The 22,619-nt window shown below is 66.0% G+C and carries 17 protein-coding genes and 1 pseudogene; 10 read left to right on the top strand and 8 right to left on the bottom strand.

The genetic code is table 11. The features are described from left to right. Positions 1-258 precede the first annotated feature (258 nt). Together ACZYZ4_RS17330 and ACZYZ4_RS17325 are read left to right on the top strand one after the other, a co-directional pair. Positions 259-645 carry a BlaI/MecI/CopY family transcriptional regulator gene (locus tag ACZYZ4_RS17330; protein ID WP_193339923.1) on the top strand — a complete coding sequence of 129 codons (387 nt, stop codon included), beginning with the start codon at positions 259-261 and terminating at the stop codon, positions 643-645. 6 nt (positions 646-651) lie between these two features. Beyond that, complete coding sequence (locus tag ACZYZ4_RS17325; protein ID WP_463862884.1) at positions 652-1,665, top strand: M56 family metallopeptidase; 1,014 nt, start codon at positions 652-654, stop codon at positions 1,663-1,665. Between the two features lie 65 nt (positions 1,666-1,730). Here the strand turns inward: ACZYZ4_RS17325 and ACZYZ4_RS17320 are convergent, their stop codons facing one another. Then, positions 1,731-3,839: a DNA gyrase/topoisomerase IV subunit B gene (locus ACZYZ4_RS17320; protein WP_463862882.1), complete on the bottom strand. Its 2,109-nt coding sequence runs from the start codon at positions 3,837-3,839 to the stop codon at positions 1,731-1,733. A 256-nt stretch (positions 3,840-4,095) separates the two neighbouring features. Between ACZYZ4_RS17320 and ACZYZ4_RS17315 the strand changes: the two genes are divergently transcribed. Further along, the gene (locus tag ACZYZ4_RS17315) at positions 4,096-4,317 is read left to right on the top strand and encodes a DUF7455 domain-containing protein (RefSeq protein WP_463862879.1); all 222 of its coding nucleotides are present in this window, start codon (positions 4,096-4,098) and stop codon (positions 4,315-4,317) included. A 161-nt stretch (positions 4,318-4,478) separates the two neighbouring features. Here the strand turns inward: ACZYZ4_RS17315 and ACZYZ4_RS17310 are convergent, their stop codons facing one another. From ACZYZ4_RS17310 to ACZYZ4_RS17295, 4 genes are all read right to left on the bottom strand, one after another. Next, the gene (locus tag ACZYZ4_RS17310; protein WP_463862877.1) at positions 4,479-5,786 is read right to left on the bottom strand and encodes an RNA polymerase sigma factor; all 1,308 of its coding nucleotides are present in this window, start codon (positions 5,784-5,786) and stop codon (positions 4,479-4,481) included. Positions 5,787-6,127: 341 nt separating this feature from the next. Beyond that, entirely contained in the window at positions 6,128-7,375 is a 1,248-nt protein-coding gene (locus ACZYZ4_RS17305) for a DUF4192 domain-containing protein (RefSeq protein WP_463862875.1), read from the bottom strand. 81 nt (positions 7,376-7,456) lie between these two features. Continuing rightward, entirely contained in the window at positions 7,457-8,806 is a 1,350-nt protein-coding gene (locus ACZYZ4_RS17300) for an MFS transporter (protein ID WP_463862873.1), read from the bottom strand. Between the two features lie 69 nt (positions 8,807-8,875). Next, the gene (locus tag ACZYZ4_RS17295) at positions 8,876-9,814 is read right to left on the bottom strand and encodes a proteasome assembly chaperone family protein (RefSeq protein WP_463862872.1); all 939 of its coding nucleotides are present in this window, start codon (positions 9,812-9,814) and stop codon (positions 8,876-8,878) included. A 24-nt stretch (positions 9,815-9,838) separates the two neighbouring features. On the opposite strand from ACZYZ4_RS17295, the gene ACZYZ4_RS17290 reads away from it, so the two are divergent. The 6 genes from ACZYZ4_RS17290 (at position 9,839) to ACZYZ4_RS17265 (ending at position 16,297) form a co-directional block, all read left to right on the top strand. After that, complete coding sequence (locus tag ACZYZ4_RS17290) at positions 9,839-10,063, top strand: hypothetical protein (protein ID WP_463862870.1); 225 nt, start codon at positions 9,839-9,841, stop codon at positions 10,061-10,063. A gap of 11 nt (positions 10,064-10,074) precedes the next feature. Then, a complete protein-coding gene (locus ACZYZ4_RS17285; protein WP_463862868.1) occupies positions 10,075-11,601 on the top strand; it encodes a leucyl aminopeptidase in 1,527 nt (508 codons plus the stop codon). 281 nt (positions 11,602-11,882) lie between these two features. Continuing rightward, positions 11,883-13,265, top strand: a complete 1,383-nt coding sequence (gene lpdA, locus ACZYZ4_RS17280) for a dihydrolipoyl dehydrogenase (RefSeq protein WP_463862866.1) — start codon at positions 11,883-11,885, stop codon at positions 13,263-13,265. A gap of 116 nt (positions 13,266-13,381) precedes the next feature. Beyond that, on the top strand, positions 13,382-15,094 hold the full coding sequence (gene sucB, locus ACZYZ4_RS17275; RefSeq protein WP_463862864.1) for a 2-oxoglutarate dehydrogenase, E2 component, dihydrolipoamide succinyltransferase: 1,713 nt from the start codon (positions 13,382-13,384) through the stop codon (positions 15,092-15,094). A 168-nt stretch (positions 15,095-15,262) separates the two neighbouring features. Beyond that, positions 15,263-15,613, top strand: a complete 351-nt coding sequence (locus ACZYZ4_RS17270; protein ID WP_463862862.1) for a hypothetical protein — start codon at positions 15,263-15,265, stop codon at positions 15,611-15,613. 255 nt (positions 15,614-15,868) lie between these two features. Next, entirely contained in the window at positions 15,869-16,297 is a 429-nt protein-coding gene (locus ACZYZ4_RS17265; protein ID WP_463862860.1) for an OsmC family protein, read from the top strand. Between the two features lie 107 nt (positions 16,298-16,404). On the opposite strand, the gene ACZYZ4_RS17260 is transcribed toward ACZYZ4_RS17265, so the two are convergent. After that, positions 16,405-19,890 (bottom strand): S41 family peptidase, encoded by a 3,486-nt coding sequence (locus ACZYZ4_RS17260; RefSeq protein WP_463862858.1) that lies wholly within the window; start codon positions 19,888-19,890, stop codon positions 16,405-16,407. A gap of 74 nt (positions 19,891-19,964) precedes the next feature. Between ACZYZ4_RS17260 and ACZYZ4_RS17255 the strand changes: the two genes are divergently transcribed. After that, entirely contained in the window at positions 19,965-20,858 is an 894-nt protein-coding gene (locus ACZYZ4_RS17255) for a TIGR01777 family oxidoreductase (RefSeq protein ID WP_463862856.1), read from the top strand. A gap of 28 nt (positions 20,859-20,886) precedes the next feature. Here ACZYZ4_RS17255 and ACZYZ4_RS17250 read toward each other — a convergent pair whose 3' ends face one another. Both ACZYZ4_RS17250 and ACZYZ4_RS17245 read right to left on the bottom strand, forming a co-directional pair. After that, positions 20,887-22,503 (bottom strand): serine/threonine protein kinase, encoded by a 1,617-nt coding sequence (locus ACZYZ4_RS17250; RefSeq protein WP_463862854.1) that lies wholly within the window; start codon positions 22,501-22,503, stop codon positions 20,887-20,889. Between the two features lie 2 nt (positions 22,504-22,505). Then, a pseudogene (locus tag ACZYZ4_RS17245) lies at positions 22,506-22,619 on the bottom strand (IS5/IS1182 family transposase); the annotation flags it as partial.

The following is a 22,619-nucleotide window of genomic DNA, read 5'->3' as shown; positions in this document are numbered from 1 at the left end:
GTCCCTCGGGTTGGCGGTGCAACTTTTCTACGATTCGTAGAACTTTGACTTCTACAGAGTGTAGAACAATGCGGCAGGCACTGTAAACCAACAGTTACATTGTGGAAGCGGCGCCCACAAGGCCGCGGCGCGCCCAGTGTTCTACCGTACGTAGAAACTCAGGCGAAAAACAGGTAAATTTGTTTTTGTATCTGTAGCGCTAGTGCAGTCACCGCGCCGTTAACGGCCCGGTGCGGGGAAATCGAAGGATGTATAGCAATGGCAAGTCTTGGCGAACTGGAACGGGCAGTGATGGATCTGCTCTGGGCGGGCCACGAAGCAGCCACCGCGAATACCCTGCGCGACAGACTGGCAACAACCACCGAGGCAAACGGGGATGCTGCCGGGCATGAGGGCAAGGAGCTTGCCGTCACAACAGTCCTGACTGTCCTCTCGCGGCTCGAGAAGAAGGGCCTGGTGGAGCGGGAACGCGGTACCCGGCCGCACCGCTACCAGGCCGTTTCCAGCAGGGAAGACCACACGGCGGAGCTGATGCATGAAGTGCTGGGCTCTGCGCCTGACCGTGAAGCCGTGCTGGCACGGTTCATCGGCTCCGTGACGGACAGTGAAGCGGAAACACTGCGCAAACTGCTTGGCCACATCTAGCGGACCATGTTCTGGGCCTCGTACCTGCTGGCGGTCCTCGCGATAGTCCTGGCGTGGCCAGTGCCTATCCTGCTTTCCCGTGCCTCGTGGCCTGCCCGGTCACCGTTCACGGCCATGCTGCTGTGGCAGGCGATAGCACTTGCGGGCGGACTGTCCATGATCGGCGCAATGCTGGTCTATGGGCTCGAACCGATCGGCGACAACCTCATCTTCGGGCTGCGTGGGCTGGCGGATATGGTCCTCTTCAACGCGCCCACCACGGCTCTGGGCTTCTGGCATCTCTTCGCGCTGTCCGCCGCGGCGCTGCTCACCGCCCATCTGGTCTTTACCCTCTTGCTGACCTACTACAAGATCGAACGGCAGCGGCGTCGGCACCGGGAGCTCCTGGCTCTGTTGGCCGCGCCGTCCGTGGACGCGGCCCGCACGGTGGTCATCAGCCACGACTCACCTGTTGCCTATTGCCTGCCGGGCGGGGCACGCTCGGTGACGGTGCTCTCGGACGGCCTGATGGCGGCCCTGGAGCCGGCTGAATTACGGGCCGTCCTTAGCCATGAGAATGCCCATCTCAACCAGCGCCACCATCTCCTGCTCTGGGCGTTTGCCGCGTGGCGCCAGGCGCTCCCCTGGCTGCCCACCACCCGCCTCGCGCAGGAGTCGGTGAACTCGCTCATCGAAATGCTGGCGGACGACGTCGCGCTGAAGACGGAAAGCAAAGCCACGCTCATCAAGGCGATCGCCATTGTGGCCAGCGGACCTACCGGAGGTATGGGGGCGGGGATGGCTGGAAGCCTGGCGGCCGCCGCCATGCCGTCCGCGCACCCCAGCCTTCCGCTGGACGGGCTTGAGACGCCCACCGGCGCCGTCTCAGGTTCTGCCCGGACCACTACGTCCCGGGTCAGCCGCCTGCTTTCCCCTCAGCCGCAGCTGCCTGCCGCCGCCCGCGGGATGGTGCTTGCCGGCTGCGCCCTGCTCCTGGCCCTGCCCACCGCCCTGCTGATTGTGCCGGGCCTGCTGGGCTGAACCGCCGTCGTGGACTGAATCCCCGGCGTGGGCTGTGCCGTCGTGGGGCGAGCCATCACCGGACGTCAGGCGTCGATCCGCTCCCGGTCCAGGCTGGAGGCGCCGGCGATGATGAAGTCTTTGCGGGGGGCAACATCGGATCCCATCAGCAGGTCGAAAGTGTCCTCCGCATGCTTGGCGTTCTCGATGCCCACCTTGCGCAGTGTCCGGTGCCGCGGGTCCATGGTGGTCTCGGCGAGCTGTCCGGCGTCCATCTCGCCCAGGCCCTTGTACCGCTGGATCGGCTCCTTGTAGCGCTTGCCTTCCTTGGCCAGGCGGGCCAGGAGCACGTGGAGTTCCGCCTCCGAGTAGGTGTAGATCATGTCGTTGGCCTTCTGCCCGGCGTTGATGACCTCTACCCGGTGCAGCGGCGGCACGGCAGCATAGACCCGTCCCGCGTCGATCATAGGGCGCATGTACCGGAAGAAGAGTGTCAGCAGCAGGGTCCGGATGTGGGCGCCGTCGACGTCGGCGTCGGTCATCAGAATGACTTTGCCGTAGCGGGCCGCATTGATGTCGAAGCTACGTCCGGATCCCGCACCCACTACTTGGATCAGCGCAGCGCACTCCGTATTGGACAGCATGTCCCCTACGGACGCCTTTTGCACGTTCAGGATCTTGCCGCGGATCGGCAGCAGCGCCTGGAAGTCCGAGGACCGTGCCAGCTTGGCAGTTCCCAGTGCGGAGTCGCCTTCCACGATGAACAGTTCGGAACGGTCGACGTCGTCCGTCCGGCAGTCGGCGAGCTTAGTGGGCATGGACGAAGTTTCCAGGGCATTCTTGCGCCGCTGGGTCTCCTTGTGCACCCGCGCGGAAATCCGGGACTTCATCTCGCTGACGATTTTTTCCAGCAGCAGCGCAGAGTGCGCCTTGTCGTTCCGGTTGGCTGAGTTCAGCTTCGCGGTGATCTCCTGCTCCACCACCTTCGAGACGATGGCGCGGACAGCGGAGGTGCCCAGGATCTCCTTGGTCTGGCCCTCGAACTGCGGCTCGGCCAACCGGACCGTCAGCACAGCCGTCAGCCCGGCGAAGATGTCGTCCTTCTCGATTTTGTCGTTGCCGGCCTTCAGCTTGCGGGCGTTGGCCTCCACTGCTTTCCGGAACGTCTTGACCAGCGCCTGCTCGAAGCCTGACTGGTGGGTTCCGCCTTTGGGTGTGGCGATGATGTTGACGAAGCTGCGGACGGTGCTGTCGTAGCCGATGCCCCAGCGGAGCGCCACGTCCACTTCACAGTCACGTTCAACCTCGGCGAGCTGGCTGTGTCCCCGTTCGTCCAGTACCGGCACGGTTTCCTTGAATTTGCCTGAACCGTGCAGCCGCCAGACGTCGGTGACGGCGGGATCGGCGGCGAGGAAGTCCACGAACTCGGACAGGCCGCCGTCGTGGTGGAACACCTCCTCGTGGCCAGCTGCTTCACCGGGGGTACCGGCCAGCCTGCGCTCATCGCGGACGGTGAGCTTGAGCCCCGGTACCAGGAAAGAGGTCTGACGTGCCCGTGCGGCCAGTTCGTCGTAGGAGAATTTGGCGTCCGGCGTGAAAATCTGGCGGTCCGCCCAGTAGCGGATCCGGGTCCCGGTCACTCCACGCTTCGCCTTGCCCACCACGTCCAGTACCGAGCCGTCCACAAACGGCGCGAACACTGCCGACGGGTCCAGCTTGGATCCCTGATCCTGGAAACGCCCCGGCTCGCCGCGCCGGAACGACATTTTGTACGTCTTGCTGCCGCGGTCCACTTCCACGTCCAGGCGCGCAGACAAGGCGTTCACCACTGAGGCGCCCACGCCGTGCAGGCCGCCGGAGGCGGTGTAAGACCCGCCGCCGAACTTGCCGCCCGCATGGAGCTTGGTGAAGACCACCTCGACGCCGGTGAGTCCCGTCTTGGGTTCCACGTCCACGGGGATGCCGCGGCCGTCGTCGTGAATTTCCACCGAATTATCCGCGTGCAGGATGATCTTGATGTCGTGCCCAAATCCCGCAAGCGCTTCGTCCACCGAGTTGTCGATGATCTCCCATAGACAGTGCATCAGCCCGCGCGAATCAGTGGAGCCGATGTACATGCCGGGGCGCTTACGGACGGCCTCGAGGCCCTCCAGGACAGAAAGGTGCCGGGCGGTGTAATCAGAACTTGGTGCCACGGGTTGTGAACTCCTTCAGTGACGGAACAGCTGGCGCTGCGGGCGCTCCATCAAGCCTAGTCGGCGCGGCAGCGGACGGGGAGCTGCCACACTTCCCCCAGGCTGTGGGCGAGGCCACTCGTTATCCTTCCGTGACCGAAACCGGCGCCTTGATCGATTCTTGTGGCTACGCGGACAGCGAACTTGACCCGTCCTTGCGATGGGTTTGGTACGAATACTGGTTATATAGACATACAGATCTACTAAGGAGGCCGACATGACAACAGCAGTGGCAGACCGCACACTCAACGCACTGGACCGGTGCGATCGCTGCGGAGCTCAGGCATATGTCCGCGCTGTACTCGAGTCCTCCGGCGGTGAGCTGCTGTTCTGCGGCCACCATGCCCGTGCAATCGAGGCTACGCTGAGGCCGTTGAGCTCCGACTGGCACGATGAGACGGGCCGGCTTCACGAGAAAGCTCCCGTATCCGTCGACTGACCAGGCGCACACAACCTGATACACCTCGAAGAGGACCCCTCCAGCTGGAGGGGTCCTCTTTCTTTGTCATGAAGCCAAAGACAAGAAAACGCGGGCCCCCTTCACACCCATCGATCCGAAGATGATGGGCGGAAGGTGACCCGCGCTGCCTGAGTCCTGTTCTAGTCCAGGTAGTCCCTCAGTACCTGCGACCGTGACGGGTGGCGGAGCTTGGACATGGTCTTGGATTCGATCTGGCGGATGCGCTCACGCGTAACACCGTAGACCTTGCCAATTTCGTCTAAAGTCTTCGGCTGGCCGTCGGTCAGGCCGAAACGCATGGCCACCACGCCGGCTTCGCGCTCGGACAGGGTATCCAAGACGGAGTGCAGCTGTTCCTGTAGAAGCGTAAAGCTCACGGCATCAGCGGGTACCACGGCCTCGGAGTCCTCGATGAGGTCGCCGAACTCGGAGTCACCGTCTTCACCCAGCGGGGTGTGCAGGGAGATCGGTTCGCGGCCGTACTTCTGGACCTCCACGACCTTCTCAGGAGTCATGTCCAGTTCGAGGGCCAGTTCTTCGGGCGTGGGTTCGCGGCCCAGGTCCTGGAGCATCTGGCGCTGCACGCGGGCCAGCTTGTTGATGACTTCGACCATGTGCACCGGGATGCGGATGGTGCGGGCCTGGTCTGCCATGGCGCGGGTAATCGCCTGGCGGATCCACCACGTGGCGTACGTGGAGAACTTGAAGCCCTTGGTGTAGTCAAACTTCTCGACAGCGCGGATCAGGCCCAGGTTGCCTTCCTGGATGAGGTCCAGGAACAGCATGCCGCGGCCGGTGTAGCGCTTGGCCAGCGAGACCACCAGCCGGAGGTTGGCTTCGAGCAGGTGGTTCTTGGCCCGCTTGCCGTCGTGGATGACGAACTCAAGTTCACGCTTGAACTTGGGGTCCATCGAGCCGTCGTCGGCGTTGATCTTCTCTTCGGCGAAGAGTCCGGCTTCGATCCGGAGCGCGAGGTCCACTTCCTGCTCGGCATTGAGCAGCGCAACCTTACCAATCTGCTTGAGGTAGTCCTTGACGGGGTCAGCCGTGGCGCCGGCCGACATCACCTGCTGGACAGGGGCATCGTCGTCATCGGCATCCGAGTAGACGAATCCCTTGCCCGTGGCTGCCGATGCGGCCTTGGCGGCGTTGATCTCGCTGTCATCGGCGATGTTGATGTCGTCGAGGTCCTCCTCAACTTCCTCATCATCGTCCGATGCGCCGCGCGCGGATTTTCCGGCTGCTTCGGCAGCGGCTTTGGCGCCGGGCTTGGGCCCGCGCTTCTTGGGCTCAGGCTTGCCGTCCAAACCGGTTTCACCGGCGGCATCCTTGATGGCTTTATTGGCTGCCCGCGTCGCTGCTCGCTTGGCGTTCGTTGCAGCCTGCTTCGCCTCAGGGGACAAATCGTCCTGGGCGGCGGGTTCCTTCTTCGCGGAAGACGGGGTCACAGAAAACCTTTCTAGCGGCGGTCTGTGGAATCACCATACGGGCAACACCACTATGACCCTGTCAAGTCCGTGATGAATATCAGGTGCAACCACGGCCGGCAGAGTCTACAAGTAGAACTGCCGGGGCGGCCGTAATGTTCCCGACCGGGCTACATCACATGCACTTGATCCACGGACCCAACCGGGTCTCGGCAACCATTGTCTCACGGTTTTCCCAAACCCGACCTCAAGGCTGCCCCCATACCCGGAGCTGGCGCCATCGGGCCTGGGCCGCACGCCTGCAGCCTTCGCGGCCGGGATGGCGGCAAACCTGGGCTTGCAACTGGCCAAGGTGCAACCGGTCACGCTGCATCCGGTTCGAATTTCCGCCAGGCGGCCCCCTTGCGTGCAGCCCAGCCGCAGAGGGTGCCGCGCCGCACCAGCTCCAGCAAGAGTTCAGCGAGCCGGTAGCCGGGTTCCTCCTCAAGGGCGCGGCCGAGGTAGGCGGCAGCGTAGGACCCCCGCCCCCTGCACCACGCGATCCACCCACGCCCGGTCAGTGCGGCCGCACCGGCCTGCCCGCCGCACGCCGACAGCTGTTCCAGTACTGCGTCAAGGCTGTTAAGTGAGTGCCACGCGGGAACCACCGGGTCCAGCCCCAACAGGACTTCGCCATATCCCGGAATGCCCGGCATGCCTTTGGTACCCGGTCCGGCAGGCGCCCGTCCTGGCAGTCCTGCTCCCGACGCTGGAAGTCCGGAAGGGGAGGGGGCCAGGAGTGCAGGCCCCACCGGAGCCAGGATGCAGCCGGCATCGAAGATGCCGAATTTCTCGGCCCCCGCCTGGGCAGCCGGCTGACCGGCGGCGGCCATCACCAGGACGGCATCACGCCAGGCCGGGACCCGGAGCGACGCACGAAGGAAGGCAACGTCATTGACCGGCAGCGCCTGACCAGGCACGTGGGCCAGCAATGCCTCCCATTGGACCATCAGCTGGCCAAACTGCTCCCTGCTCGCCCGGCGCCGGTTCAGCTGCGCCGCCCACGTTTCCTCGGTGGAAAGGATGGCTGCCCTGTCCTCGCCGGAAAGCGTGGGCGGAGGATGGGCACCGTCCTCCGGCGCGGGCCCGACGCTGCTGCCGCGGAAGACCATTTCGGCATTAAGCATGCTGTCCCGGATCGCCTGAACAGACCGGCCCGGCGAGGGGCAGCAGGACGGGTCGGTGCAAAAAGCATCACGCCAGAAGGCGTCACCGACGTACCAAGCGTCCCGTACCGGCATCCCCGCGGCGCCAAGGACCGACCGCAGCGCTTCCAGTAGCCCGCGGTAGGTTCCAGGTGGTTCCATCCAGCCGTCGTTGGTGAAGCAGGCCAGCAGGGCGGCATCGGCATTCTCGTCAGCCTGGAGATAATCGCGCACGGTGCGGGCGTAGTCCCGCGGGTCCGCGAGAGTTTCCGGGCCTGGAAGATCCAGCCTCAGTGTTGCTCCCAGCCGGTTCCCCTGCAGGGTCATCGCAACCAGGCTGTCTGCCGGCCAGTAGCCCAGGGAATGCGGAATGAAACCGAGGATGTCTTCAGGGCCTCGGACGGTCAGGTGTTCTGAGGGTTTCATGTTTCCAGCTTTGGCGCAGTGCCAGCCGCCGTGAAGCGCCAGCTTCCCGTATGTGAATAACCTGCCTGTGCAGGAAAGGTGTCAGTCTTTGCCCGCAGGGTCGCGCTGACGCCGCTGGGCCAGGTTCGCCCGCCGCTGCTGCGCCATGGCCCGAAGGAGCGGTGCCACCACAACACCCTGCGCGGCCATCTGACGCCGTACTTTCCGCCGGCAGATAAGCGTCATGGCGGCGCCAAACCCCAGCAGCAGGAACTGAACGCTGAGTGCGATCCGGAACGGTTCGAGCCCGTACAGGACTCCGTCGGAGTAGCCGCTGGCCCGCAGGACATCCAGCACCAGGCCGATCAGGAAGATCGCCACGAGGGCTGCGATGAAGCCGCCCATATTCACGATGCCCGTTGCTGTACCGATCCTGTGCGCGGGATTGAACGTCCGCGCGAAATCAAACCCGATCATCGATCCTGGCCCCCCGATGGCCAGAACTACCACCAGGCCCGCCAGCAACCACAGCGGGGAGCGGCCAGGCGTCAGCAGCACCGCGGCCCAGGCGGCGGCCGTTGCGCCGGCGATGAGCAGCACTATGGTTGACCGGCGAAGCGGGTGACGGGAAACGAACTGCCCGATGAAGGGGCCCACGGCCATCGCCGCCGCAACGTACAAGATCATCAGGCCGGCCACGGTTGCGGCATCCAGGCCCTGTCCCGAGATCAGGAACGGATATCCCCAGGTCATGGCGAAGACGGTGCCGCTGAACTGGATGGTGAAGTGGCTCCACATCCCCAACCGGGTACCCGGCTGGCGCCAGGCCCGCGCGAGCGAGGCGCCCGTGGCCTTCAACCCCTGCCGCGCCTGCGGGGCGGGCGCACCGGGCGGGTGGTCCTTTAAAAGCACCAGCACCAGGACTACCGCCAAGCCAGCCATGCCGGCGAGCATCAGGAAGCCGGGGGTCCAGCCAAAGGAATGCAGGACAAAGGCGAAAGGCAGCACACTGAACAGCTGCCCGAGCTGGCCCGACATGCCGGTCAGCTGGGTGATTAAGGGAACCCGGGCCGGCGCGAACCACAAGGGAATCAGGCGGATCACGGAAATAAAAGTCATGGCGTCGCCGGCGCCCACAAGTACCCGCCCCGCCACACCGCCGGGGATGGTGTCGGCGAAGGCCAACTGAAGCTGCCCAAGACCCATCAGGACGGCTCCACCGGCGATCATGATGCGCGAGCCGAACCTGTCCACCAGGAGGCCTACGGGGATCTGCAGGCCTGCGTAGACCAGCAGCTGGAGCACGGTAAAGAAGGAGATGGCGGACGCGCCGGCATGGAACCGCTCGGTGGCCTCAAGTCCCACCACACCGAATGACGTGCGCTGGGAGACGGCCACCAGGTAGGCGAAGATGCCGATGGTCCAGATCAGCCAGGCGCGGGGTGCAGTCACCCCCTCATTATGCCCGGGCTGCTGCCCGGTCCAGGGCAGGCGCCTACCAGGCGGACGCCGCGGGGCGGGCTACGGGTGCGGGTTCTCGCGAGCCAGGTAGGCCTCCACTGCTGCGCCCAGCTCGTCCCCGTTGGGCAGTTCGTCATTCTCATCAGCCAGGAGCGAGCGCCGGACGGTGCCTTCGGCCTTCTCGTCGTACCGCTCTTCCAGCCGGGAGACCACCTGCTGCACGTCTTCCGAGGCTGCGACCTGCTCGGCAATCTGGCGGCCCACTTCCCGGCCGGCTTCGCGCAACCGGTCCGCAGGCAACATCAGTGACGTCGCGGCACCTAGGAATTCAAGTCCGGCTACGGCGGCCGGCGGGTATTCCGCCTCGGCAAGGTAGTGCGGAACGTGGATCACGTAGCCGGCAACATTGCGCTCAGCTTCCATCAGCCGCAACTCCAGAATGTGGCCCACGGCCGCCGGAACGTCGACGGTGGGCTTCCAGCCCGAAATGCCCTCGATCAGTTCCGGACGATTGCCGTGGACGGTCACACCCACAGGGCGCGTGTGCGGCACTGGCATGGGAATGGAGTGGATCCAGGTCACGAGGTTCACGTCCAGCTTTTCCACAATGCCGACGACGGCGCGCGCGAACCGCTCCCATTGAAGGTCTGGTTCAAAACCGGCAAGCAGCAGGAACGGGCTACCGAGCCCGTCTGTCAGCTTGTACAGTGCCAGCTCCGGCTGCTGATAGTCCTGCAGATGATCCTCCACGAAGGAGATGTGGGGCCTCCGCGACCGGTAGTCGATGAGCTGGTCGGCGTCGAACACAGCCACCGGCTCGGCGTCGAGGGTGTCCAGGAGCTCCGCATTGATCTGCTTCACCACGTGGCCGGCATCGGCAAAACCGGTGAAACCCATCACCAGGTTCAGCCCGCGGAGCGCCGGGCTGTGGAACAGCTCGATGTTGCTCGCATAGAGCGCATCGGGGTCCAGCAGGGAACCGGAAATCCGTTCAAGCACGGCGTCGTCCTTTCAAGGAGTCGGGTGATTATCTTGTACAACGCGGCCAGGCACCCCGGCATTCCGCCAGCCGGTGTGGCGCAGGTCTCAGGAGATTCCGCTGCCGCGGCCCGCAGCGGCTACGATCGTGAATGGCCTGCCGGACGGGTTTACCGGCACCCCGGCGACGTCCCGATCGGACGGCCGCCGGATTTCCATGGCCGAGCGCCTGACATCCATACCAGCGCGAACAGCCTTTTCGAGAATTGAGGACTTACCCCATGGTCAAGAATACTGAAATCAACCTTAGTACCCTCGCTAAGGACCTGAAGAGGACCCCCAGTGACGCCGTGGTCATCGGCGTGGGACAGGGATCGGACGGTCCCGTCCTGCTTGAGAACCCGCTGACCGCGAAATCGGCTGAAGCGCTGACCGATTCCCTGAAGGTTCTGGGCGTCACCGGCGCCGCTGACCAGATCGTCCGGCTGCCCGGCCTGCCGGAAACCGGCGCCGGGGTATTGGTTCTCGCCGGCGTCGGCAAGGTGGCCGCTGGCCGTCCGCTGACCGAAGAGGCCCTGCGGCGTGCCGCAGGTTCCGCCGTCCGCCAGCTCGGAGGCCTGCCCACCGTTGTCCTCGCGCTCCCGACGGCGGGAGTCGCCGACGTCGCGGCGGTCGCCGAGGGTGCCACCCTGGGCGCCTATTCCTTCACCGAGTACCGGTCGTCCAACGACGGGCTGAAGGAACCGGTCCGCAACGCGGTGATCCTCACAGACGTTGCTGCCAATGATGCGCTTCGCTCTGCACTGACACGGGCCGGCCTGGTCGGCAAAGCCGTCAACGCGACGCGGTCCCTGGTCAACCAGCCGCCCAGCCACCTGTACCCCGAATCCTTCGCCGAGGCCGCCAAGGAGCTGGCCAAGGGCCTTCCCGTCAAGGTGACGGTCTGGGACGAAAAGCGCCTCGAAAAGGAAGGCTTCGGCGGCATCATGGGCGTGGGCAAGGGGTCCACCCGCCAGCCCCGCCTGGTGAAGGTCGAATACGCCCCCGCCAAGGCCACCGCCAAAATCGCACTGGTGGGCAAGGGCATCACGTTCGACACCGGCGGAATCTCGATCAAGCCGGCCCTGGGCATGGGCGACATGAAGAGCGATATGGCGGGCGCCGCCGTCGTCCTTAATACTGTGCTGGCGATCGCAGGACTTGGCCTGCCGGTGAAGGCGACCGCCTGGCTCTGTATCGCGGAGAACATGCCTTCCGGTGCCGCCTCACGGCCGGCCGACGTCCTCACCATGTTCGGCGGCAAGACCGTAGAGGTGCTGAACACCGACGCAGAAGGCCGCCTGGTCATGGCCGACGGCATCGTCGCGGCGAGCCGTGAATACCCTGACGCCATCATCGACGTTGCCACCCTCACCGGCGCGCAGCTCATCGCCCTCGGCAACAGGACCGCCGGCGTGATGGGCTCGGACAGCGTCACCGGGCCGCTTAAGGCCGCCGCCGACCGTGCCGGCGAGCTGGTGTGGCCTATGCCGCTGCCGGAAGAGCTGCGCCCGAGCATCGACTCCCAGGTGGCCGACCTCGCCAACATCGGTGAGCGCCACGGCGGCATGATGACCGCGGCTGTTTTCCTGCGCGAGTTTGTGGGCAAGGGCAAAGACGGGGAGCAGATCCCCTGGGCGCACATCGACATCGCCGGCCCGTCCTTCAACAACGGAAGCCCGTACGGCTACACCCACAAGCAGGGCACGGGCTGCACGGTCCGCACACTGGTTGCCTACGTGGAGGACATCCTGGCGGCTGCTGCCTGACCCCAAAGCCACCTGACCTTGCTGTTGAGTTGTCCCGCGGCCGTTTGTCATGGCCGCTGCAGAAACGGGCGTGATCCCGTGGCCACATGGCCGCGTGACACTCGACACAAGCGCCCCACAAAGGCGGCGCCAAGGTGGAGCATGGATGAGGGGTTCGCTAAGGTGAACCACGGTAGTCACAAATGCACGAGAACCTGCCTGCTGGCATAATCACGGCAGTACAAGTTCAAGACCAGATGATGCGCACGATCGCGTCATCGTTCACGCGAGGGAGCGTTTAAGTGGCCGATCAGGCAACTGCGCAAGAATTTGACATCCTGGTACTAGGTGGCGGCAGCGGCGGATACGCCACAGCCCTGCGGGCCGTACAGCTTGGCTTCACCGTTGGTCTGGTTGAGAAGGCCAAACTGGGCGGCACCTGCCTGCACAACGGCTGTATCCCCACCAAGGCCCTGCTGCACTCCGCAGAAGTTGCCGACCACGCCCGCGACGGCGCCAAGTACGGCGTCAACGTAGAGCTCCAGTCCATCGACATGACCGCCGTGAACGCCTACAAGGACGGCATCATTGCCGGTAAGTTCAAGGGCTTGCAGGGTCTGATCAAGGGCAAGGGCATTGCCGTCATTGAGGGCGAAGGCAAGCTCACCGCCCCGGACACCATCACCGTCAACGGCACGGCCTACAAGGGCAAGAACATCGTCCTCGCCACCGGTTCCTACTCCCGCTCCCTTCCGGGCCTGGAAATCGGCGGCCGCGTGATCACCTCTGACGAAGCCCTGAAGATGGACTACGTGCCCAAGAGCGTCATCGTCCTGGGCGGCGGCGTCATCGGCGTCGAATTCGCTTCGGTATGGAAGTCCTTCGGCGTGGACGTCACCATCATTGAGGGCCTGCCGTCCCTGGTGCCCAACGAGGACGCATCCATCATCAAGGTCCTGGAGCGCAGCTTCAAGAAGCGCGGCATCAAGTTCAACACCGGCACCTTCTTCCAGGGCGTCGAGCAGGACAACGACGGCGTCAAGGTCACCCTGGTGGACGGCAAGACCTTCGAAGCAGACCTTCTGCTCGTTGCTGTGGGACGCGGACCGTCCACGGCGGGCCTGGGGTTCGAAGAAGCGGGAGTCACGGTTGATCGCGGCTTCGTGATCACCAACGAACGCCTCCACACCGGCGTCGGCAACGTCTACGCCGTCGGCGACATCGTTCCCGGCGTGCAGCTGGCACACCGCGGTTTCCAGCAGGGGATCTTCGTCGCCGAAGAAATCGCCGGCTTGAAGCCCGTGGTTGTTGACGACATCAACGTCCCCAAGGTCACCTACTGCGATCCCGAGATTGCCTCGGTGGGTTACTCCGAGAAGGCCGCCAAGGAGAAGTTCGGCGATGACAGGGTTGAAAGCACGGAATACAACCTGGCCGGAAACGGCAAGAGCGCCATTCTGGGCACCGGCGGCATCATCAAGTTCGTCCGCGAAAAAGACGGCCCTGTTGTTGGCGTCCACATGATCGGCACCCGCGTCGGCGAGCAGATCGGCGAAGCCCAGCTGATCGTCAACTGGGAAGCCTACCCGGAAGATGTTGCCGGACTCATCCACGCGCACCCGACGCAGAACGAGGCACTCGGCGAGGCCGCAATGGCCCTGGCCGGTCGCCCGCTCCACGGCTAGTTACAGCCAGCAAGACAACAGCGTTTGGTGCACCCGGCGTGACCCGCCGGGTGCACTAAGCTCGAACAAGCCAGCCATCATCCGCACAAAAGATCAATAAGGAGAACGGGGACGACATGTCTGAATCCGTTAACTTGCCCGCCCTCGGTGAGAGCGTCACCGAAGGAACCGTCACCCGCTGGCTCAAGCAGGTAGGTGACCGGGTAGAGGTGGACGAACCGCTGCTCGAGGTTTCCACCGACAAAGTGGACACCGAAATCCCCTCTCCGATTGCTGGCATCATCGAGGAAATCCTTGTGGCCGAAGACGAGACCGCCGAAGTAGGCGCTCCCCTGGTCCGCATCGGCGACGGCTCCGGCGGCGGCGCAGCCCCCGAAGCAGCAGCGCCGGCCGAAGAAGCACCCGCCGCACCGGCTGCAGAGGCACCCGCCGAAGAAGCACCCGCTGAAAAGGCCCCGGAGACAGAAGCTCCCGCAGCGGCAGCACCCGCCGCGTCGGACGGCGAAAGCCACGACGTCACCCTCCCGGCACTGGGCGAAAGCGTCACCGAAGGAACCGTCACCCGCTGGCTGAAGGCCGTAGGCGACACCGTTGAAGTGGATGAGCCGCTGCTCGAGGTATCCACGGACAAGGTTGACACCGAAATCCCGTCCCCCGTCGCGGGAACGCTGCAGGAAATCCGGGTCAACGAAGACGAAACCGCCGAGGTTGGCGCAGTTCTCGCCGTCATCGGCTCCGGCGCGGCTGCCCCCGCCTCCGCGCCGGCACCAGCAGCAGCTCCGGCGCCCGCACCCGCGCCCGCACCCGAAGCACCCAAGGCAGAGGCCGCTCCGGCGGCACCTGCTGCGGCAGCGGCACCTGCTCCCGTTGCAGCCCCGGCACCCGCAGCCGAGCCCGCGGCCGGCGGCGAGTCCGGTTACGTGACTCCCCTGGTCCGGAAGCTGGCAAACCAGCACGGCGTGGACGTCGCATCACTGTCCGGCACCGGCGTTGGTGGCCGCATCCGCAAGCAGGACGTCCTCGCCGCGGCAGAAGCCAAGGCCGCTCCCGCATCAGCCGCCCCGGCCAAGCCGTCCGCCGCTCCGGCCGGTCCGGCAGCCTCCTCCCTGCGCGGCACCACGCAGAAGGCTCCCCGCATCCGCCAGGTCATCGCCCGCCGTATGCGCGAATCCCTCGAAATCTCCACGCAGCTCACGCAGGTGCACGAAGTGGACATGACCAAGGTGGCCAAGCTCCGCCTGAAGGCCAAGAACTCGTTCCTGGCCCAGAACGGCGTCAAGCTCACCTTCCTGCCGTTCATCGCCAAGGCGGTTGCCGAGGCACTCAAGCAGCACCCCAAGCTCAACGCCGCATACGACGAGGACAAGCAGGAGATCACGTACCACAACGCCGAGCACCTGGCGATCGCCGTGGACACGGACAAGGGCCTGCTGGTTCCGGTCATCTCCGATGCCGGCAACCTGAACCTGGCCGGGCTGGCCGGCAAGATCGCTGACGTTGCCGGGCGCACCCGCGACGGCAAGATCGGCCCGGACGAGCTGTCCGGCGGAACGTTCAGCATCACCAACATCGGTTCGGTCGGCGCCCTGTTCGACACCCCCATCATCAACCAGCCGCAGGTGGGCATCCTGGGCACCGGCGCGATCGTCAAGCGCCCCGTGGTGGTAGCCGATGAGAACGGTGACGACTCGATCGCCATCCGCTCCATGATGTACCTGTCCCTCACGTACGACCACCGCCTGGTGGACGGCGCGGACGCAGGACGCTTCCTCCAGACCCTGAAGGCCCGCCTTGAAGAAGGCGCCTTCGAGGCCGACCTGGGACTCTAATCCCAAAGCAGAACCGAACGACGGCGGTGCACGCTCCGGTGGGAAACCACTGGGACGCGAGCACCGCCGTCGCGGTTTAAGGCGAGGCGCCCCTGTCTCCGCCGACACACACAAAACCCTGCGGCCGGCCTTACTACATGGTGTAGAACGTCTGCGTAGACTGGGCCCATGATTATCGTGTACAACATCGTGGTTTTCCTGCACATCGTCGGCGCCGCCATGATCGTCGGCATCTGGATCGGGAACATGAAGACCCCCACGGTCCACCCCCGGCAGTTCGATGGCGCGGCTCTTCAGCTCATCACCGGCGTTGTGCTGATGGGCCTGATCCCTGCCTTGGACATGGACGCGAACTACTTCAAGTTGGGCATCAAGTTCGTGATCGCCCTGGCCGTCGGCGTGCTGGCTTTCATCGGCCGCCGCAAATACAAAAAGGGCGAGGACATCAGCAAGGGCCTGGCCCACGGCGTTGGCGGACTTGCGCTGCTCAACGTGGCCATCGCCACCTTGTGGAACTAATCTCTGGCTGAACCACCCACGACGGCGCCGCTCCCCTCGACCGGGAGCGGCGCCGTCGCTGTTTATCGGCCGGGCGGATAACCGCTAGGCGATAGTCGCCAGGCAATAGTCGCCAGGCGGCTGGGCGCTGGGCGCACAGTCACAATCCACTGAGAGCGGACACTCTGTGCACAGCTGCCGCTCAATCCCTAGGATTGGAACCGGCGGGGCCAGGCAACGGCCGGTCCCGGTTCGAACCGACTTTGAGGAGTGGACATGGCAGCAACACGCACCGCACACACTGTATGGAACGGCGACCTGATGTCAGGGTCGGGTCACACCACGCTGGACAGCTCAGGCCTTGGCACATTTGACGTTACTTGGAAGGCACGCACCGAAGCGGCCGAGGGCAAGACCAGCCCGGAAGAACTGATCGCCGCAGCGCACGCGAGCTGCTTCTCGATGGCGTTCAGCAATATGCTCGCCCAGGCGGGACATGCTCCGGAGGAAGTCAACACCAAAGCCGACGTGACGTTCGTTCCCGGCACCGGCATCACGGGGAGCCACCTGACGATGTCCGCGAAGATTCCCGGCATCTCCGAAGAGGAGTTCCAGCGGATCGCCGGCGAGGCCAAGACCGGCTGCCCGGTCTCCGGCGCGCTGGCCAGTATCGAGATCACCTTGGACGCATCCCTGGAATCCTGATCCACTCAGACGGCTGCCGCCGCTCCTGAGACAGAGCAGGCCCTGCTCCCGCCCGGACTAACCGGGAAGGGGCAGGGCCTCCTCTGTCTGTTGGTGCAGGGCCGGCCTTAGTCGACGTGTCGGCGGGCCGGAAGCGGAGCGGGCTTCAGGCGACGGTAGCCTTCGCGGACCGGGGGCTTGTCGGTGGGCAGCTCCTGGATCATTTCCTTGAGCGCACCGATCCCGTATTCCAGCTGGGGGTCCCTGCCTGCGGCATAAGCGTGCGGCGGGTAGAGCACCTCGATGTCGGGATCCACGCCGTAGTTCTCCACGGACCAGCCCACGCCGGCACCGAACCAGGTGGCGTACCGCGGCTGGGTCACGCCGGTGCCGTCTGCCAGGGAGAACCTGTTATCGATCCCCACCACACCGCCCCACGTGCGCGTGCCGATCACTGGGCCGATCCCCCGCAGTTTGGAGACCTGGGTGATGATGTCGCCGTCAGACCCGGCAAATTCATCGGCGAGGATGATCACCGGACCCCGCGGCGCGTGGTGCGGATAGGTCCGCGGACGTTCGCCGCGGGGCATGCTCCAGCCGGTGACCTTCCGGCCAATCAGCTCCGCCACCAGCTGGGACGTGTGGCCGCCACGGTTCCGGCGGACGTCCACGATGAGGCCGTCGAGGGCAGTTTCGGTGTCCAGGTCACGGTGCAGCTGCGCCCAGCCGTTGGCCATCATGTCCGGGATGTGCAGGTACCCGTAGCGGCCGCCGGAGGCCTCTCGGACGGTCCGGCGGTTCGCGGCCACCCACTCCTGGTAGCGCAGGCGCTCCTCGTCCTTGACCGGGATCACGGCGATCCGCCGCTGCTCCCCTGCGTCGGCGCCATGCCCGGCTCCGTTGCGTAGTGTCAGCTCCACAGCCCGTCCGGCAGCGCCCACCAGTTGCATCGCGGGGTTCACCGTGGCGGACAGCGGCACGCCGTCGATGGCCAGGACGACGTCCCCGGCCATCGCGGCGGCGCCGGGCCGGGTCAGCGGCGATGTGGCCAGCGGGTCGGACGACTCGCCGGCAAGGATGCGGGTGATCTCCCAGCCGGCCGGTGTGAAGGCGAAGTCTGCGCCGAGCCGTCCCTGGCCGTTGCTGCCGTTCTCCGTAACCGCTGTGGGCCGAACGTAGGCGTGCGAGGTGCCCAGCTCCCCGTGCAGCTCCCAGAGCAGGTCCACCAGGTCGTCGTGGGACCCCAACCGGTCAACGATCGGTCGGTACCGCTTGTGGATCGACTCCCAGTCCTGGCCTGCCATGTCTTCCGCCCAGAAGAAATCGCGCTGCAGGCGCCAGGCTTCGTCGAACGCCTGGCCCCAGACGCTGAGAGGATCCATCATCACGCGGATGCGGCCCAGGTCCACCTTGACCAGCTGGCCGGATTCCTCATCGGCTTTCGCGGCAGAGGGAACCACGCTGATCTTCTTGTCGTTGACCAGCACCACTTTCTTGCCATCGCCGGAGAGCCGGTAGCTATCCAGGGCTTCCACCAGCGTGGCGGACTTCCGGCGGGCCAGGTCGAACCGAACCAAGCTGGGGCGGGCGTCCTTGTCTTCCTGGCTGGCTTTGCCGTCGCCGGTGACGCCTGCCAGGGCCCAGTCCAGCCACAGCAGTGCGCCCTCCGTTGACGTCAGTGAGGTGTAGTTGCCCTGGGGCACGGGAACGCCGATGACTCGGTGCGCCAACCCGGCCGGATCCACACGGACCGCGGGACCTGCCCCGGCGTCTGCATCCGTGCTGTCCGTGTTTGCACCGGGGGCCAGGTCAACAGCGGGGCCAAACGGCGACGGCGTCGCGGCGGCCAGTGCCACCAGGTACGGCTTGATGGGGCTGGGGAAGGACAGGTCAAACGAGTGCCCGTCGTAGACCGGGTCAAAGCTGCGGTTGGACAGGAAGGCCAGGAACTTTCCGTCCGGCGTGAAACTTGGGGACACATCGCAGAAACGGCCGTCTGTGATCTCGACGATGCCGCCCGCCAGGTCCGTGGCGTTGGCCAGCCGGAGCCGGCTCCGGGAGCCGAACGACGTGACGGGTTCGGACCAGGCCAGCCACTGTGAGTCTGGAGACCATGCGAGTTCCGCGATGGTGCCCTCGCCGATGCTGGTGACCAGGGCCAGTTCCCCGGTGGCTGTTTCCGCCACATATATGTCGCCGAAGGAGGTCCCCACGGCAAGCCACCGGCCGTCGGGGCTCGCTTCCAGGGCGCTGGCGCGTGACGGCTTGGGGAAGGCGATGCGGGTCGGCAGGCCGGACGGTCCTGTGTTGACGGCGGATTCCGCGGGGCTGTGGACCACGCCGGCCGGGGATTCGCCGGCAGGGGAGTCATCGGGCACCGGGACAACGGCGTCGGCATTCACCGCTGCGGATGATGCCGCCGCGGGAACCGGCCTCGGCAGTGGCGCTTCCGGTTGGTTCCGATCGGCTGCGGCGGGCGCGGCGACCGGGGCTGCCGTGACGGCAGGAACCACGGTGTCGGGGACCGGCGCGGCAATCTTCTTGATGTAGATCGCTTCCACGCCGTCGTGATCCGCGACGTAAGCGATGCGGCCGCCGTCGAGCGGCCTGGGGAGCCGTGCCCGGACACCCGGGGTGGCCTCGACGATACGGGAGGGGCCGTCCTCGTGGCGGAGCCAGTGAAGGGTGCCATGGGCCTCCACGGCGCTGGCGGAGCCGCTGTCATCCGGCACCACCGCGCCCAGGTGTTTAGAGGTTTTCAGCAGGCCCGGGCGGCGCGATTGCGACGCGGAGCCCAGCGAGATGTCCAGCCGTACCGCGGCAGAGGACAGATCGTGCAGGATCCAGAGCTCACCGGCAGATTCGAAGATGACCCGCTCACCGTCAGTGGACGCGTGCCGGACGTAGAAGTCCTCGTGGTCGGTGTGGCGTCGCAGATCGCCGCCGCTGGGCAACACCGAGTACAGGTTTCCGTAACCCTCATGGTCTGACAGGAACACGATGCGCCCGTCCACCCACAGCGGATCTGCGAGGTTCCCGTCGAGGTCGGGAACCAGACGCTCGAACTCCCCGTTTCCATCGGCGTCAATCCAGAGCTTGCCCGCGGTGCCGCCGCGGTACCGCTTCCACCAGGCCGGTTCACGGGAGAGCACGCTGGCCAGGACAACGGGCCGCTCGTCCCCCACTTCCGGGCCGAAGGCGACGGATTCGACCGGCCCGAAGGGGAGCTCCTCAGCCGACCCCCCCTCAACCGGGACGCTGTAAGCATAGGTGTGCCGGCTTTCAGCCTGGCGGAACGCGCTGGTCACCACTACGTCGCCGGCCGCGGTGAAGCCTTTGACCTTGGTTGTGGCATGGCCGAAATACGTCAGTTGCCGGTAGCCACCGCCGTCGACCTCCGCCGAGACCACTTCCGGGGCGGTTCCCTGGATAACAGTCCAGACCAGCCGCTGGCCGTCAGGCGTAAACCGCGGGTTGCGGGCGGGCAGCTGCAGCGACGACACCCGCCATGCACGGCCGCCGCTGAGCGGTGCGAACCACACGTCGTCCTCTGCCACAAACGTGACCAGATCGCCGTGGACATGCGGAAACCGGAAGTAGCTCGAAGAAGTCATCGTTCGATCATAGTCAACTCCCGGTACGGTCCGAGGGAGGTACCGGCGGCGTGCGGACCGTGGTGAGATGGATCATGCACATCGTCATTGCAGGGGCCTCAGGGCTGATCGGGACCCATGTGTCCGCAACGCTGCGAGAAGCAGGCCATAACGTGACCACCCTCGTCCGACGCGAGCCTGCGTCCCCGGCCGAAATCCGCTGGGACCCCGCAGCGCGCCGGCTGGATCCGGCTGCGCTGGCCGGCGCCGACGCAGTGATCAACTTCGCCGGGGCCGGGATCGGGGACAGGCCGTGGACCCGCCGCCGAATCGACACGCTGTTGAGTTCGCGATTGGCTGCCACGAGCACGCTGACCGCGGCCATGGGCAAACTCGACGACCCGCCACGGACGTTCATCAGCCAGTCGGCGTCCGGGTACTACGGCGATTCAGGGCCCGCGCAGCTCCGGGAAGACGCCTCGCCAGGTTCGGGCATCCTGGCCCGCCTGTGCGTCGAGTGGGAGGCCGCCGCCCATGAGGCGCCCGACGGCGTCGGCGTGGTGACAACCCGTACCGGGATTGTGCTCGGCCGTTCAGGCGGCTCCATGGGCCGGTTGCTGCCGCTGCTTCGGCTCGGGGTGGGCGGTCCGCTGGGCAATGGCAGGCAGTATTGGCCGTGGATCACTGTGCCGGACGTCGCCGCCGCCTTCCTCTTCCTGGTGGGCGCCGGAATCCGCGGACCGGTCAATGTGTGCGCCCCCGAAGACACAGACGTCAATACGTTGATCGCCGCGCTGGCGTCGGCCCTGCACCGGCCCGCAATCTTCCGCGTGCCGGCGCCGGCATTGCGCCTGGTCATGTGGAAGTTGGCCGACGAACTCATCCTGCCCAGCCAGCGGATGGAACCGGCGGTACTTGAAGCCGCCGGATTCCAGTGGCAGCACCCGTCGCTGGCCGAGGGCGCTGCCTGGGTGGCCGGCAAGCACTGAGTCTGAGGGAATGGGCTGAGCCAGACAGTCAGGACCCCGGCAGGACGTCCGTAATCCGCCAGCGGCCGCCAACGGAGACCAGCACCAGCCGGAGGTTCTGGGCGGCCACCGGCGCGCCTGCTGCCACGACTTTTCCGGAAGCGTCCCTTTCCTCATAGGGCGACGTGGCTGACGTGACACTGACAACAACTTGGCCGGTTGGACTGCCGGGCTGGACGTGCAGGTTCGATACGGAACTGGTGAATCCGGCCAGGACGTGACCGGACACCTGGAGCTCAGCTTTGAGGCCTGCATCCGCGGCGGAAGCCGCCGATCCCGGGGCATTAACCAGATCCAGCAGCTCCAGCCGGCCGGAGCTGAAGGCCAGGGACCTCACGGCGGCCAGTCCCCGGACTGCGTCGAGCGGGTCCGCCGAATCCAGCTGCGCCGCAGCGGCGGCCGGGACGCCTGCGGCGGCGAGCATGGTGTCCGCCTCTCCGGTATCCGCACTGTCCGCCTCGGCCGGTCCGCGGGTCCTGTCACCGGAGCCGGCGGCCACCGCCCCTGTCCCAGCGGGCGCCACCCACGGCGCGTCCGGCGCAAAGGCACCGGCGGCCCAGATGGCGCCTGCCACGATGGCACCGGCTCCCACTGCCAGCAGCACGGTGCCCCGATTGCGTCCGGCCAGCCGCGCACGCCCGCCGCGCCGGTTCGGGCCGGGATCCACCGACTTCTGCGACGCCACCGTCCGACGCTTGGCCCCGAGGATTGGTTCGTGATCCTTGGGCCCGGGTTCCACGGCGTGCCTGCCGCGCGGCGCCGGCTTTCCGCCGTCGACCGGTTGAGCCGGTGCGGCTGGGCTGCCGGCCTCTGGTGCCTTGGCCTCTGGTTCGCGGAGCGCTGGTGCACGCACCAGCGGCATCTCCGCTTCCTCCCCGACCGGGAACGGGAGGACCTGCGGCGCTCCCACCAGCCCAGACCAGCGCGACGTCGAAATCCGGCGCCGCAACGCCCGGAGACGGTTCCTTACTGCTCCGCCGGGATGTTTCGGGACGCGGCGCCGCGTCAGCAGCTGCGGGATGACCGTGGCGTGGACGGAGGACGCAAGGTCGACCGGCAGCGGCGGGGCACTGCGGTAGACCGCCGTCGCCAGCTCAACAGCCGTGGGCCGCAGCCGCCGGTCCTCATTAAGGCCCGCCTCCAGGGCAGCGGCCAGCTCGGCAGGAACGTCGGGGAGCAGGAGTGAGAGAGGTGGGCGGTCGGCGGTCCGGCGTGGCGGCTGGCCCGTGAGGCAGTACCACCCCAGGGCCGCCACCGAGTAGACGTCACGTTCCGGCTGCAGCCCGGCCCTCACGGCGTCCACCGGTGCCGGATCCATAAACCCCGGGGTGCCATGGTCCGGCACTGCTGAAACATCACCCACCATCCTGGCAATGCCGACGTCGGACAGCATTGGCTTGCCATGACCTGTAAAGAGGACGTTCCCGGGCGATACGTCACCGTGGGTGAACCCCTGACCGTGCAGGTAGCCAAGTACCTGGGCAATAGGGGTGAGCACAGTGACCGTCTCCCCGATGGTGAGCTTGGCCCTGCTGCCGACCAGATCTCCGAGGGAACCGCCGGGCGCGTAATCCAGCAGCAGCCCTATAGTCCCTCCGCCCGTCACCGCTAGGGCATGTCTCCTAATTCCTTGAGCCAGATGGTGATGGCGCGGAGGACGACTCCGCCGCGGTAGGTCAGAGCGAGCTTGTCGTAGCGGGTGGCGAGGCCGCGCCATTGCTT

The organism is Pseudarthrobacter adonitolis (assembly GCF_055412845.1).
This window is presented reverse-complemented; position numbering and strand designations above follow the sequence as displayed.